Origin of the sequence: Virgibacillus oceani, assembly GCF_041521345.1 — a bacterium.
Classification (GTDB): domain Bacteria; phylum Bacillota; class Bacilli; order Bacillales; family Amphibacillaceae; genus Virgibacillus_N; species Virgibacillus_N oceani_A.
The window spans coordinates 54831-68657 of record NZ_JBGOHB010000027.1; the positions used below are offsets into that span (position 1 = coordinate 54831).

At 41.8% G+C, this 13827-nt stretch carries 10 protein-coding genes; 1 reads left to right on the forward strand and 9 read right to left on the reverse strand.

The features are described from left to right. Positions 1-404 precede the first annotated feature (404 nt). The 7 genes from ilvD to ACDX78_RS17600 all read right to left on the reverse strand — a co-directional run bounded on the left by ilvD (position 405) and on the right by ACDX78_RS17600 (position 9493). Positions 405-2114 carry a dihydroxy-acid dehydratase gene (ilvD, locus tag ACDX78_RS17570; RefSeq protein ID WP_486029463.1) on the reverse strand — a complete coding sequence of 570 codons (1710 nt, stop codon included), beginning with the start codon at positions 2112-2114 and terminating at the stop codon, positions 405-407. A 330-nt stretch (positions 2115-2444) separates the two neighbouring features. After that, complete coding sequence (gene alr, locus ACDX78_RS17575; RefSeq protein WP_486029476.1) at positions 2445-3575, reverse strand: alanine racemase; 1131 nt, start codon at positions 3573-3575, stop codon at positions 2445-2447. A gap of 44 nt (positions 3576-3619) precedes the next feature. Then, entirely contained in the window at positions 3620-4456 is an 837-nt protein-coding gene (gene dat, locus ACDX78_RS17580; protein ID WP_486029464.1) for a D-amino-acid transaminase, read from the reverse strand. After that, on the reverse strand, positions 4449-5465 hold the full coding sequence (locus tag ACDX78_RS17585) for a pyridoxal-phosphate dependent enzyme (RefSeq protein ID WP_486029465.1): 1017 nt from the start codon (positions 5463-5465) through the stop codon (positions 4449-4451). The genes dat and ACDX78_RS17585 overlap by 8 nt, the downstream gene beginning before the upstream one ends. Before the next feature lie 476 nt (positions 5466-5941). Beyond that, positions 5942-7384: an NAD-dependent succinate-semialdehyde dehydrogenase gene (locus ACDX78_RS17590; RefSeq protein WP_486029466.1), complete on the reverse strand. Its 1443-nt coding sequence runs from the start codon at positions 7382-7384 to the stop codon at positions 5942-5944. Positions 7385-7456: 72 nt separating this feature from the next. After that, positions 7457-8809, reverse strand: a complete 1353-nt coding sequence (gene gabT, locus ACDX78_RS17595) for a 4-aminobutyrate--2-oxoglutarate transaminase (RefSeq protein ID WP_486029467.1) — start codon at positions 8807-8809, stop codon at positions 7457-7459. A 21-nt stretch (positions 8810-8830) separates the two neighbouring features. Then, positions 8831-9493, reverse strand: a complete 663-nt coding sequence (locus ACDX78_RS17600; RefSeq protein ID WP_486029468.1) for a GntR family transcriptional regulator — start codon at positions 9491-9493, stop codon at positions 8831-8833. Positions 9494-9855: 362 nt separating this feature from the next. On the opposite strand from ACDX78_RS17600, the gene ACDX78_RS17605 reads away from it, so the two are divergent. Further along, positions 9856-10821: a 2-hydroxyacid dehydrogenase gene (locus ACDX78_RS17605; RefSeq protein WP_486029469.1), complete on the forward strand. Its 966-nt coding sequence runs from the start codon at positions 9856-9858 to the stop codon at positions 10819-10821. A 45-nt stretch (positions 10822-10866) separates the two neighbouring features. Here ACDX78_RS17605 and ACDX78_RS17610 read toward each other — a convergent pair whose 3' ends face one another. Continuing rightward, complete coding sequence (locus ACDX78_RS17610; RefSeq protein WP_486029470.1) at positions 10867-12054, reverse strand: M24 family metallopeptidase; 1188 nt, start codon at positions 12052-12054, stop codon at positions 10867-10869. 448 nt (positions 12055-12502) lie between these two features. Next, entirely contained in the window at positions 12503-13330 is an 828-nt protein-coding gene (locus ACDX78_RS17615; RefSeq protein WP_486029471.1) for an aldo/keto reductase, read from the reverse strand. Positions 13331-13827: the final 497 nt, after the last annotated feature.

Below are 13827 nucleotides of genomic sequence, written 5' to 3' on the forward strand. Positions count from 1 at the left end.
TATTTTTTTGACACTTTAGATAAATCAATAAAATTGTATGCGTTTTCATTATTGATAAATGAACCTTTCACTTTTATGTTACAATTAGATTACAATTTAATTTTTATCGATATATCGCATGATTTTTTCATAGTTACTTTACAGTTTATTACTTTATAATATCTTTGATTGGACTGATTCACCAGGAAAATACCTACAAGTATATTTGTTTACTCTTTCCCGTTTATTTTTTTATTTCAGGCAATAATTTTCATCTGATATATTACGTCGGTGAAAATAGTTCATACATCGTAATAGCATGGTTTTCGGGAAATATAAACCCAATATATTATTTCAATTTGCTAAATGAAAAAAGACTCCAGCATGGCTGAAGTCTTTTCCAACTTTTAATCTTTATTTTCACGTTATTTACTCAAATAATCGGTAACTGCTCCCTTGGAAGAACAGGAAACGTTATGGGCATATTTGCCAAGTACCCCTTTTTTATACAGCGGTGGCGCTGTCCATGCTTGTTTCCGTTTTTCCAGTTCATCTTCACTGATTTCAAAAGATATCTCTTTTTTATCCGAATCTACCGTAACCATATCGCCCTCATTCACATAAGCAATTGGTCCGCCGGATTGTGCTTCAGGAGCAATGTGACCCACAACAAGACCGTGGGTGCCCCCTGAAAATCTGCCGTCAGTCAGGAGGGCCACTTTTTCTCCGAGCCCTTTTCCGACGAGAATGGAAGAGACAGAAAGCATTTCCGGCATGCCTGGTCCGCCTTTAGGGCCGACATAGCGGATAATGAGCACATCCCCTTCGTTTATTTGATTATCCATGACAGCTGACGTGGCTTCTTTTTCCGTATCAAATACTCTGGCAGGTCCGGTATGCCTGCTCACTTTAACGCCGGAAACCTTGGCAACCGCGCCACTCGGTGCCAGATTTCCTTTTAGCACTATCAATGGTCCGTCCTCACGCTTCGGATTGTCAAATGGCATAATAACGTCCTGTCCTTTTATTAAGGATGGTGCTTCCGATAGGTTCTCGGCAATTGTTTTTCCGGTAACCGTCAAGCAGTCCCCGTGAAGATAACCTGCATCATAAAGCAGCTTCATGACGGCTTGCACTCCCCCAACCCGATGCAAATCCTGCATTACATATTTTCCGCTTGGCTTTAGATCGGCCAGGTGTGGTGTTTTTGCCTGAATTTCATTAAAATCATCAATGGTCAAATCTACTTCCAGTGCATGTGCGATAGATAGAAGGTGGAGAATAGCGTTAGTAGAACCACCGAGTGCCATCACAACTGTAATCGCATTTTCGAAAGCTTCTTTTGTCATGATGTCTTTCGGATAAATTCCTTTTTCCAACAGGTGGTAAACAGCTTCTCCCGCGTCAGCACAATCCGCCGTCTTTTCTTTAGATTCAGCCGGGTTTGAAGAGCTTCCAGGTAAACTCATTCCCATTGCCTCTACAGCAGATGCCATCGTATTTGCTGTATACATGCCACCACACGAACCTGCGCCAGGACATGCAGCGCATTCAATGGCGTTAAGCTCTTTGCCATCAATCATTCCGTTATTATGCTTCCCTACGCCCTCAAACACTGATACAAGATCAATATCTTTTCCGCGGTAAGAACCAGGAGCAATCGTTCCGCCATACACGAACACTGAAGGTACTTCGGAATTAGCAATGGCAATCATGCAGCCGGGAATATTTTTATCACACCCTCCAATCGCCACAAGACCATCCAGATTTTCAGCTCCAACTACTGTTTCAATCGAGTCGGCAATGACATCTCGGCTCGGCAGGGAGTAACGCATTCCCTGAGTGCCCATTGAAATACCATCGGAGACAGTAATCGTATTGAATACCAGGGGCACTCCGCCTGCCTGCTCGGCACCTTTCTTGGACTGAATTGCCAGGTCATCAATATGTACATTGCATGGCGTTACTTCACTCCATGTACTGGCAACACCAATCATCGGTTTCGTAAAATCCTCATCCTTCAACCCGACCGCACGAAGCATAGCACGGTTGGGCGCACGCAACGTCTCCGATAGATCATAAACATGGCTTTTCACACGCAAATCTTTTTCTTTCACATCTGTATCCTTACTCATTACAAATCCCCACCTTTCTTTAACGAATTATTATATGCCTGTTTGTAAAATAATTCAATGAATTTTTTAATTTGATTTGAAAATGTGATAGTTATAGTTAGATTGAAGTCATCATTGGAAGGGTTTACAAAAAATTATTAGGTAAGGTAGGTAACTTAGACTAAAATGGCATGCGGACGCACCAGAGAGTGCATCTCTGGTACTTTATTTTGTTGGTTATAGGATTCTTACATACCTGAGGAAGCGATTGTAATCTGCATTGAACGTAAAGTATCCCCACGGAGAGTTTCACGTTTCCACAACCCCGCATACAACTTTTTCAACCCTGGATCAAACATACACTCGCTTGATCCGCTCCAGCAAACTAGCAAGCACTTCATCCACGATAGTATTTGCCCAGCCGGCGACTTCCCGGGCATGAAGTTCGTCTCCCTTCTGCCTGCCTATAATAATCACCTCATCGCCTTCCTGTACATTAGGAATATGCGTGACATTGACCATCGTCTGATCCAATGAAATGGTCCCAATGATATTGGCTCTCGATCCGCCTATCAGCATTTCCCCATTATTGGAAAATGTACGCTGGTAACCATCTCCATGGCCGATCGCAGTGACTGCTATTTTTTCAAGAGAAGACGTTACATAACTGCCACCATAGCCAACTGGGGTATTTGCAGGCAATTCCCTGAGTAGAAGCACCTGTGTTTTTAAAGTCATTACCGGCTTCAAATCAATCAAATCGTTCTGCCGGTCATCAGGGGGATAGCCAAAAAGTGCTATCCCGGGACGAACCATGTCAAGATGCATATCCGGCCGTTCTATCGTAATCGTTGAACCGCCAACATGCTGGATTGGAAAATAAAAATCATGGTCATTCAGTTTGGAAACGGTATCCTTAAATAAATTGAATTCTGCTTCCGTCCGGTCCCAGTCTCCTTCGTCCGCGCTGGAAAAATGCGTATAAACTCCTTCCCAATACAGGCCAGGCAAATCATAGTTTTCCTCACAAAATACAACTGCTGTATCCGGTGCAATGCCAAAACGATGCAGCCCGGTATTTACCTTCAAGTGCACCGGACTGATCCGGTTTTGCTTTAAGGCCTCCTCACTTATGGCAGCTGCCAGTTTTTTTGAAGAAATGGAAGCGGTTAGTTCATATGCCACGATATCTAAAGCACGCTCCGGCATCACTGTACTTAATAAATGAATAGGGACGTTGATCCCATTTTCCCTTAGCAGCATTCCCTCTTCCACACTTGTAACACCAAGCCTGTGTGCGCCTGCCTCCACGGCTCCAAAACCCATTTTCACAATTCCATGACCGTATGCATCTGTCTTAATTACCGCCATGAATTCACTGTTTCCTGCCAATCTCTTTAGTTTTTCAATATTTTCCCGGTATGTCTGTAAATCGATTACAGCTACCGTAGGGTGGTGGGTGGTTAATTGATTTGCGTTCATTTTCAACTCACACACGCCCTTTCTGTAAAAAATTTGTGTACAGCTCATTCACTATAAAGCTTGCGGAATTCCTTTATAATAGATTTAGTTACCTCTCCGGGTTCACCATTGCCAATAACATGGTTATCTACTTTTAAAATAGGAATGATATCCGACTTTGTTGCTGATATAAAAACTTCATCCGCGTTCAGTAGTTCATCCACTGTGTATGTTTCTTCATGGACATCTAACTCAAGCTGTTCGCATATTTCAATGATTTTCTGTCTTGTAATGCCATTTAAAATATAATTATCTGCCGGATGTGTGTACAGTACGTTATTTTTTACGATAAACACATTGGATGCGCTTGCTTCTGTTACCTTGTCACCACGATGCAAAATCGCCTCTACAGCATCATGTTTGACCGCTTTTTGTTTTGCCAGTACGTTGGGGAGTAGATTTAATGTTTTAATGTCACAGCGCAGCCAGCGTATGTCCTCTGTCAGCACCGCATTAGCACCCTGATCCTCCACCTCACTCATCCGCGGTTCTTCTCTTGTGTAACCGATCATAACCGGCACAGTTTCGGCAGGTGGAAATTCATGCCACCTTGGAGAAGTGCCTCTGGACACCTGCAAATAAATAATTCCTTCGTTTAATTCATTGGCCTCTGCTAATTTTTCCAGCTTTTCTCTCATCTCCGCTGCTGACAGCGGGAGATTTAATTGAAGCTCCCTCGCACTTCTTTCCAACCGGATGAGATGTTCTTTCATCATAAGCGGTTTTCCATCATAAACACCAATCACCTCATAAATCCCATCCCCGAATTGATAGCCCCTGTCCTCGATATCCACCACTACATCACGGTCAACAATGTCGTCATTAAACAATATTTTATTCATGCTGCGATCCTCCCCTCAAAATATTGGTTTTTCTTGATAAATATTTTTTTGTTACATCCAGCAGTACCTCGGTATTGATGCAGCTGCCGCTGATCACTATGACTGTATTTGACTTCACGGGAATTTTCCCATGAAGAATGGTGCCGATTCCAGCCGCTGCTGCTCCTTCCACAGCCATCTTATGTTCATCTTGCATAAAACCGATTCCATCAGCGATTTCATCCTCATTTGCAAGCACGATGTCATCTGCATATTTTTTTACTAATTCAAAGGTATACCGGTTATCCTGACCAATTCCTCCGAGCAGACTGTCTGCCAGTGTATCTTCTTCTTTTACCATCACCGGCTTTCCTGCCTGGATGCTTTCATACATGGCAGCACCTCGATTTGTGGATATACCGGTTATCTTGCTGTCTCCATTTGCTGTCTTTATGGCAATCCCGAGTCCCGACAGCAAGCCTCCCCCGGATAATCCGGAAATCACCATATTTACTTCGGGCAATTCCTCTAAAATTTCCTGGCCAATCGTTCCATTTCCTGTGATAATATAAGGGTCATCAAACGGGTGAACAACAGTCAATTCCTGATTTTGTTCCAGTTCGTAACACCGCTGTTCCGCTTCATCCTGTGAAAAACCGGCTATTTCTATTTTTGCACCGGACTTTTGAAGAGCCTTTACTTTTGCTTCCGGCACACGATTTGAAATACAAATTGTCGAAGCGATGCCCAGCTTATTCGCTATATAGGCGATGCTTCTGCCAAAATTCCCGGTGGAAAAAGTGGTCACACCCTTTTCTTTTTCGGCGGCTGTTAAAGTCAGCAGTTTATTGGCAGCACCGCGAATCTTGAAGGAGTCGCTTGGGTGGAGATTTTCCAGTTTTAAATAGATATTTGCTGAGGAAATTTCCGAAAGCATCGGTGAATATATAATCGGTGTTTTTTGTACACTGGATGAAATACGTTTTCTTGCCTGCCAAATTTCTTTTAGGCTTATTGCTTCACGTTCCATGCCAACCCTCCCTGGAAAGTTCTTATGTATGGACTTATTAAATGTTTATGAAAATAATTCAGTCTATCAGGAAATCAACCATTTCACAGAACATGCAGCCTGTTTTATCTTGCTCTGCTGTTCGTTACTTCAAAAGTACGATGAACCCTGAATGAAGTTTTTTCTATGTCATTCGGGGACTCATAGGCCCGGTGAGTGACCGAACGAGGTGTTTTCTCTGTCATTCAGGTTTTCATAAGCTCGATGAGTGACCGAATGAAGAGTTTTCATCGTCATTCCGGCTTTCATAACACCCATGAGCGACCGAATGAAGTTTTTTCTTTGCCATTCGGGTCTTCATTAACTTGATAAGTCCTCAAATGAAATTTTTTCAGTCTCATTCGATACTTCATAATCACGTTGATTGGTCAATATTCTGTTCATTTGCTATGGGAAGGAAAAGAAGGGGACCTCCCCCTTCTTTCTCTACCTAAAATCTACTCCATACCGATAGACACATATTGTGACTCTACAAATGCTTCAATTCCTTCATGACCGCCTTCTCTGCCAAGCCCGCTTTCCTTCATGCCGCCAAACGGCACTTGTGCAGCGGATGGAGCGCCATTATTCCAGCCGACAATGCCAAAATTCAGCTGTTCAATGAATTTTGTCCCTCTGGCTACATTATCTGTATACACATATGCTGCCAGACCATATGGTGTGTCATTGGCATACTTTACACCCTCTTCATCAGAGCTGATTTTTTGAATAGGTGCTACAGGACCAAAAGTCTCTTCTTGCATTACAACCATAGAAGGGTCAATATTTTTCAGTACAGTTGGTGTGTAGAAAAACCCACTCGTATCATTCTCGTAAGATTTCGCACCTGTAACTGCCTCCGCCCCTTTTTCCAGTGCGTCGTCCACATGATGTTTTACTTTTTCAAAGCCGTCTTTATTAATTAACGGGCCGATTTTCACGTCATCATCCATGCCATTACCAACCTTTAATTTTTCTACTTCTTCGGCAAACTTCTCGGCAAATTTATCATAAATTATTTCGTGTACATAAACACGGTTCGCACAAATGCACGTCTGTCCTGAATTTCTGAATTTAGAGGCTATCAGCCCTTTTACTGCCTGATCAAGATTGGCATCTTCAAGTACAATAAATGGAGCATGGCCGCCGAGTTCGAGTGATAGTTTTTTCACCTGATCGGCACTTTGCTTGATTAATAGTTTGCCAACCTCCGTGGAGCCAGTGAAAGTAATTTTTCTTACTTTTTCATTCTTCATCATTGTCTCAGCTATTTCAGAAGATGAGCCGGTCAATAAATTCACGACTCCTTTTGGAAAACCTGCTTCCTCAAACAGCTCCATCATTTTTACTGCGGTAAGCGGGCTATCCCCGGATGGCTTCATGATGACAGTACAACCTGCTGCAAGGGCGGGTGCCATTTTTCTTGTCAGCATGGCCGCAGGAAAATTCCATGGCGTGATTGCACCTACAACGCCAACCGGTTTCTTCCACGTCTGCAACCGCTTGTCACCGGCATGTGTCGGTGTCACAGCACCATAAATCCGCTTGCCTTCTTCTGCAAACCATTCCACAAAAGAGGCGGCATAAACAACTTCCCCTCTTGATTCTTCAATCGGCTTGCCCATTTCCAATGTCATCATTTCCGCCAGTGTTTCTTTATGATCAAGCATCAGCTGATGAAATTTCTTCAAATAAGCTGCCCGGTCATAAGCAGTGAGGCGTGACCACTCGTGAAATGCTTCATGGGCGGCTTCGATGGCCTGCTCCGTTTCTTTCGCGCCGCCATTCGGCACGGTCCCGACTATTTCCTGGTTTGCCGGATTTACAACATCTTTTGTATCGAGATTTTCTCCGGTCCACTCACCATTAATGTGGATTAGGTAATTATTTTTTTCACTCATCAACTTTCACTCCAATCTGAATTCCTTATTTCGGGTGGATTCGCATAACTAAAGGGAAATTTCACCTAAAAATCACGCCTTCACCTCAGCCATTACCTCCTCAATGGCTTCCTCTAAAATGGCTAAGCCTTCTTCCAGCTGTTCATCCGTGATCACAAGCGGCATTAGTAAACGGACGACATTATCATGCATTCCCGCTTTAAGTGCAATAAGTCCTCGTTTTTGGGCTGCTTGCAGAACTTGACCTGTTATCTTCTTTGCCGGTGTTTTCGTGGACCGGTCTTCCACGAATTCGAGTGCACACATGGCACCAAGTCCCCGGTAATCGCCGATAACATCAAAGCGGTCATACATGCTTTCAAAATGATTTAATACTGTTTCCCCGATTTTTTCCGCTCTTTCATTCAAATTCTCTTTTTCCATGACATCCAGTACAGCAAGACCTGCTCTGCATCCGAGCGGACTTCCGTTATACGTACCGCCCAGTTCACCGGCACCCGCAGCATCCATCACTTCTTCCCGGCCAATCACGCCGCTGATTGGAATTCCGGCTGCCATTGATTTCGAAATGGTAATCAAGTCAGGTTCCACCCCATAATGTTCCATGGCAAAATATTTTCCGGTACGTCCAAAACCGGTCTGTATTTCATCCGCTATAAATAAAATGCCATGCTTTTTACAAAGGTCATACACTCCCTGAACAAATTCCTTATCCGGGACGACAAAGCCGCTTTCACCCTGCACCGGTTCCATCACAAATGCCGCTACAAGATTGGGATCTACCTCTGTAATAAAAAAGTTTTCTATTTGCTGGAGTAAAAAATCAGTGTAAGCTTTTTCAGACATTTCGTCCGGACGACGGTAATGGTACGGATACGGTGCATGATAAATTTCAGGTGCAAATGGTCCATATTCATATTTATATGGATGGATCTTCCCTGTTAATGACATTCCCATTAATGTACGTCCATGAAACCCGCCGGAAAAAGAAACAATAGACTGGCGCCCTGTATACTTCTTGGCTATTTTAACAGCATTTTCAACTGCTTCTGCACCGCTGTTAAAAAACATCACCTTTTTATTAAAACTGCCTGGTGCAAGCGCTGCGATTCTTTCCGAAAGCTCAATATAGGAATCATACATCATGACATTAAAGCCGGTATGAATAAATTTATCCACCTGCTCATGTAAAGCGTTTACAACTTCATCATGACTGTGTCCCACGTTAATAACCCCAATAGCTCCGGCAAAATCAATAAACTGATTGCCATCCACATCTTTGATCAGTGCCCCTTTTGCTGATTCGGCAAAGGTAGGCACTCCGTACCCCGATCCATGCGGCACTGCGGCATGCCTTCTCTCCAGTAATGCTTTTGCTTTTGGCCCCGGCAGTTCTGTTTGAATACGTGCAAATTGCTTTGTCATTGTAAAAAACCTCCTTCAAAATTAATTATAATTACCATCTAATAGTTTCTCTTCCACATATTCAATATGTCTACGCACTTTTTCCTGTACTTTTTCTGCGTCTTTTGATTTTAGTGCCTGATATAGATCCTTATGCTCCTCGTAAAAGGATTGATGACTGGAATAATATTTATCAAGATGCATAAGAAAAGTACGGATTTGTACTTGAAGAGACACATAAATTTTAACAATGCGGGAGTTCCCACATAGATTCACAATATAGCTGTGGAATTTTGTATCCAAATCAAATAATGCATTCCAATCTTTTACTTCTGCTTTTTTCTCCATTTCAATGATGATATTTTCCAGTTCCTTCATATGCTCCCCATTGAGTTCAGGAAGTGCTTTTTTAAAGGCGACCGTTTCCAGCAGCGTACGCAGTTCAATCATTTCATTAAAATCCTCGCCGGTAAAATCAGCGACATAGGTTCCTTTTCTTGCCTGACTGACAACCAATTCTTCTGCTTCCAGTATTTTCAAAGCTTCCCGAATTGTGCTCCTGCTTACGTCATATTCATGCGCAAGATCCGTTTCCAGCAAACGCTCGCCAAATGCCATATCTTTATCCCAGATCCTTGACCTTAATTGTTCAGCAATCAGCTCACTCAACGGCTTCTGCATAATCGCATACTCATTACTACTCATCATCTCTCTCCTTCTTTAAAACATAGGGATGGTTTATGTGATGCGTTTTTTCATCAGCTTCAACATAGGAAGAGCTTCTGCTGTCTCAATTTTGCGTCCAACAGCAATGCTTCATTTCTGTTACTATATTTTATTGAAAATGATGGCGCATCTAGATATATTTTGGATAATTAATCTCCCTAATGTTTAATGCCGATTGTCGACATAAATATCTTATATTAAGAATAATTCAATAGTTGCCTAATGTCAATGATAATTTGGGACTACGGTACAGCAGTTCCTCGTCCCACCATAAAGATTTGCATCATTTTCAATTGTTAATTAGAATAAGACACATCAGTTATTAAAGGAGTGGTTCATCCATGAAAAAAAAGATTATTGCCTATAATCGTGTGGAAAAGCCCGTATTAGATCATTTGAAAGAAAAGTATGATGTACATTTTTTTAATAAAGCCAACCCAATAGAGGATCCTGAATTTCTGGCACACTTAAAAGAAGCGGAAGGAATTATCGGTTTGGAGCTTCCTGTTAACAAACAGCTGCTGGATCATGCACCAAACTTAAAAATTGTAAGTAATGTTTCTGTCGGTTACAACAATCTGGACATTAAAGCGCTAAAAAATCGAAACATTCTGGCTACCAACACGCCGGATGTATTGAACGATACAGTGGCCGACGTTGTATTCGGAATTTTACTTGCCACAGCAAGAAGAATTTCTGAATTGGATCAATTTGTTAAAAATGGAAAATGGAAACAGGAAGCGATTGGTCCGGAGCATTTTGGCGTGGATGTTCACCATAAAAAAATCGGCATTATCGGACTTGGAAATATTGGGAAGGCGATTGCCTACAGAGCGCATTTTGGTTTTCATATGGATGTTTTGTATCATACAAGAACTCCGAAGCCTGATGCAGAAGAAACTTTTGGCGCAACCTACTGCACACTGCCTGAGCTGCTAAAGAAATCTGATTTTGTTGTCATGATGACTCCCCTTACGATAGAAACTGAAGGTATGATTGGCGTGGAAGAATTTAAACAAATGAAAAAGTCCGGCATCTTTATTAATGGATCCCGGGGAAAAACAATTATAGAAAAAGATTTAATTCAAGCACTAAAAGACAAAGAAATCGCAGCTGCCGGCCTGGACGTTTTTGAAAATGAGCCTGTCGAACCAGATAACCCACTCTTGGAAATGAAGAACGTGGTAACCACCCCGCATATAGGTTCATCCACCTATGAAACGGAGTTAAATATGTCAAAATTGGCTGCAGAAAACCTGGAAGCAGGATTAAACGGAAGAAAACCGTCAAATTTAATTTGGGAGTGAAACATGAGGGTGGGCTCCAGCTAGATCCCCACCCTCATGTTTCACTTATGCCAAACGTATATTTGGTTTTACATATAGTTCTCTTGGGTAGTCTGCGAGTACATCGACGCCTGTTTCGGTGACGCGGAAGGATTCGCTGATTTCCATACCGACATGGCCTAGATCAATTGTCGGGATCATATGGAATACCATATTTGGTTCAAGTATGGTTTTGTCCCCGGGACGCAAACTTGCCGTATGCTCTCCCCAGTCAGGTGGATAGTTTAGACCTGTTGAATATCCGATTCGCGACTCTTTTCTAATCCCATTACGGTCGATCGAGTCTCTCCAAGCGAGCTCTATTTCTTCACAGCTCACACCTGGTTTAACTGTATCTAGGGCAGCATTTACTCCTTCAATCACAATCTCGCTTAACCTTTGAATTTCTTCATTTGCTTTCCCGATTACTACTGTTCTTGCTAGTGGTGAGTGATACCTTCTGTAGCAGCCGGATAATTCAATAATAACGGGCTGACCATCCTGGAAAGTCTCATCTGTCCAACTAAGATGGCATGCACTCGTTTTCTCCCCTGTCGGCAATAATGGAACGATGGATGGATAATCACCGCCATAGTCCTCTGTTCCGCTTATCTGGGCATGGGATATAGCTGCTACCACATCACATTCGCGCACGCCTTCATTCAACTGCTCATATGCCACACCCATCGCTTTTTCCGAAATAGCAGCGGCTTTTTTAATATAATCAATCTCCTGTTCTGATTTTACAATACGAATCCAATTTACCAGATTCGTACCATCCTTAAACGTAGCATCAGGTAATCCTTTCATTAAGCTAATATAACTTTGCGCAGTAAAATAATAAGCATCCATTTCAACTGCAATGGTTAATTTATGCAATTGCTGCTGTCTTAAAAACCCGCTGACAAAATCCATGGGATGCCTGACGTCAGACTGTACATAATAATCAGGATAAGGCAAAATATGCATATCATCCAACCATGTCGTATGCCTGGCCGCGTTGGCATCCAAACCCCTTCCTATCCAATAAGGCTGCTCTTCCTCCAGATTGACAATCAATAATTGATGCACATAGAAAGACCATGCATCATACCCTGTTAAATAGTTCATGTTCGCAGGGTCTGTTATTAGCAAAACATCAATCCCTTTAACCTGCATCCTATGCTTCGTATTCTCCAGTCTCTTCTTAAACTCAGTAATAGAAAAGGCTAACATGGAAATCCTCTCCTCTCATATCTTATTATTTAAAATGTTTGTAAGCGATTGCGAAAGCTAGAATTGAAGATAATGTCATAATTCTTGCTGCATTGATGATGACTATTGCTTCAGGACAAAAGAAGTAGGTTACGAAGAAGTAAATAATTGCTATTATTTTAGTTTATGCAGTTATACGCGTCCTGTCGCTTATTTTTTAATTGTCGATTGTCGACATAATTCAAGGTATACTCATTATAATCCATCGATTTTAATAGTGTCAATTCTTTTTTTACTTATTTGAAAATTTATTTTTTCTTTTTGAATAATCCCTGAAAATAATCTGTTGTTTAATATCTTCTTCCCGGATCTAAGAATAAAAAAACACACGGGAAAAAATATTTCCAGTATGTTTTTGAACGCTGTTTTTAAATTGAACTTTCCTGCTAATCATTACTCTTCACTCGCCTCAGTCATAACTGTCCGGATTTGTACCTGCCCTGTCGTTTTTATTTAATGCCTGAATCTGTTTCATTTCATCCTCTGTCAGGTAAAAATCAAAAATATCCGCATTTTCTTCTATTCGTATGTCCGTTATCGTTTTCGGAATGGTAATTACTTCATTTTGTACATCCCAGCGAAGAATCACCTGTGCTGCAGTTTTGTTATATTTCTGTCCAATTTCATTTAATACCGGATCATCTAAAAGCTGTCCCCGCTTCAATGGTGACCATGCCTCAAGCTGAATGCCTTCCTGTATACAAAAAGCATGCAGCTCCTCCTGTGTCAAATGGGGATGGTATTCTACCTGGTCAATGGCAGGTTTTATTTCACAGCCATCCAGCAAATCCTGCAAATGATGGACATGGAAATTACTTACGCCAATTGCCTTAACTCTTTCATCTTTATACAGTTTTTCCATCGCACGCCATGTTTCTTTATACATTCCTTTTACCGGCCAGTGTATTAAATAAAGATCCAAATAATCCATCTGCAGATTTTTCAAGCTTTCCTCAAAAGCCTGGAGCGTAGAATCATAACCCTGCTGATCATTCCAGACTTTTGAAGTGATAAAAACTTTCTCCCGAGCTATACTGGAATCTTTAATTGCCTGGCCGACCCCTTTTTCATTAAAGTAAAAAGAAGCTGTATCAATGCTTCTATACCCGGCTTCCAAAGCGCCATCCACTGCCTGGTAAACCACATCCCCATCCTCCACTTTATACACACCAAGGCCAAAGCCGGGCATCTTCACGCCATTATTTAAAGTAATTACATCTTGTAAATGTTTTATCATTGTCATTCCTCCACTAGTATATTTTTTCTCTCTAAAACCATACCCGTTATCTGTTGCCAACCTAACGTATAACAAAAATAGATTTACTCGGAAAGTATGAAACTTGCCTTTTCCGCTATTATACCATTTATCCTTTCATAGCCTGCTCCCATGTTTAGGAAGAAAATAGCATCATTGTCAGCACTTGTGGTTCAAAGCCATTAAGTGTACGACTTTAAATTTAAGGGTATAAATAAAGTGAAACTTCATTCAGTGGGGGTTTAGGCCTACAGGACGCAGGTCATGCAGACGTTGCCACAATTCTTTATGATGGGACGAGGAACCACTGTACCGTAGTCCCAGGACGTGGCGATTTTTGTCTGCGTTCCCGCATCCCCCACTGAAACAACCATGGCTATGCTACGCATCGCCACCAACTACCATGAAAATGAATTTCTAAACGAAATAGAAGTATTCATTTAGAAAAATATGGAGATATAGTTAATAACAATACGACC

What these genes read in the sequence shown, in the direction of transcription:
- ACDX78_RS17605 (WP_486029469.1), top strand. Translation starts at nt 9,856, where the DNA reads ATGAAAAAAAAGATTATTGCCTATAATCGTGTGGAAAAGCCCGTATTA.
- ACDX78_RS17610 (WP_486029470.1), bottom strand. Translation starts at nt 12,054, where the DNA reads ATGTTAGCCTTTTCTATTACTGAGTTTAAGAAGAGACTGGAGAATACG.
- gabT (WP_486029467.1), bottom strand. Translation starts at nt 8,809, where the DNA reads ATGACAAAGCAATTTGCACGTATTCAAACAGAACTGCCGGGGCCAAAA.
- alr (WP_486029476.1), bottom strand. Translation starts at nt 3,575, where the DNA reads ATGAACGCAAATCAATTAACCACCCACCACCCTACGGTAGCTGTAATC.
- ACDX78_RS17590 (WP_486029466.1), bottom strand. Translation starts at nt 7,384, where the DNA reads ATGAGTGAAAAAAATAATTACCTAATCCACATTAATGGTGAGTGGACC.
- ilvD (WP_486029463.1), bottom strand. Translation starts at nt 2,114, where the DNA reads ATGAGTAAGGATACAGATGTGAAAGAAAAAGATTTGCGTGTGAAAAGC.
- ACDX78_RS17615 (WP_486029471.1), bottom strand. Translation starts at nt 13,330, where the DNA reads ATGATAAAACATTTACAAGATGTAATTACTTTAAATAATGGCGTGAAG.
- dat (WP_486029464.1), bottom strand. Translation starts at nt 4,456, where the DNA reads ATGAATAAAATATTGTTTAATGACGACATTGTTGACCGTGATGTAGTG.
- ACDX78_RS17600 (WP_486029468.1), bottom strand. Translation starts at nt 9,493, where the DNA reads ATGAGTAGTAATGAGTATGCGATTATGCAGAAGCCGTTGAGTGAGCTG.
- ACDX78_RS17585 (WP_486029465.1), bottom strand. Translation starts at nt 5,465, where the DNA reads ATGGAACGTGAAGCAATAAGCCTAAAAGAAATTTGGCAGGCAAGAAAA.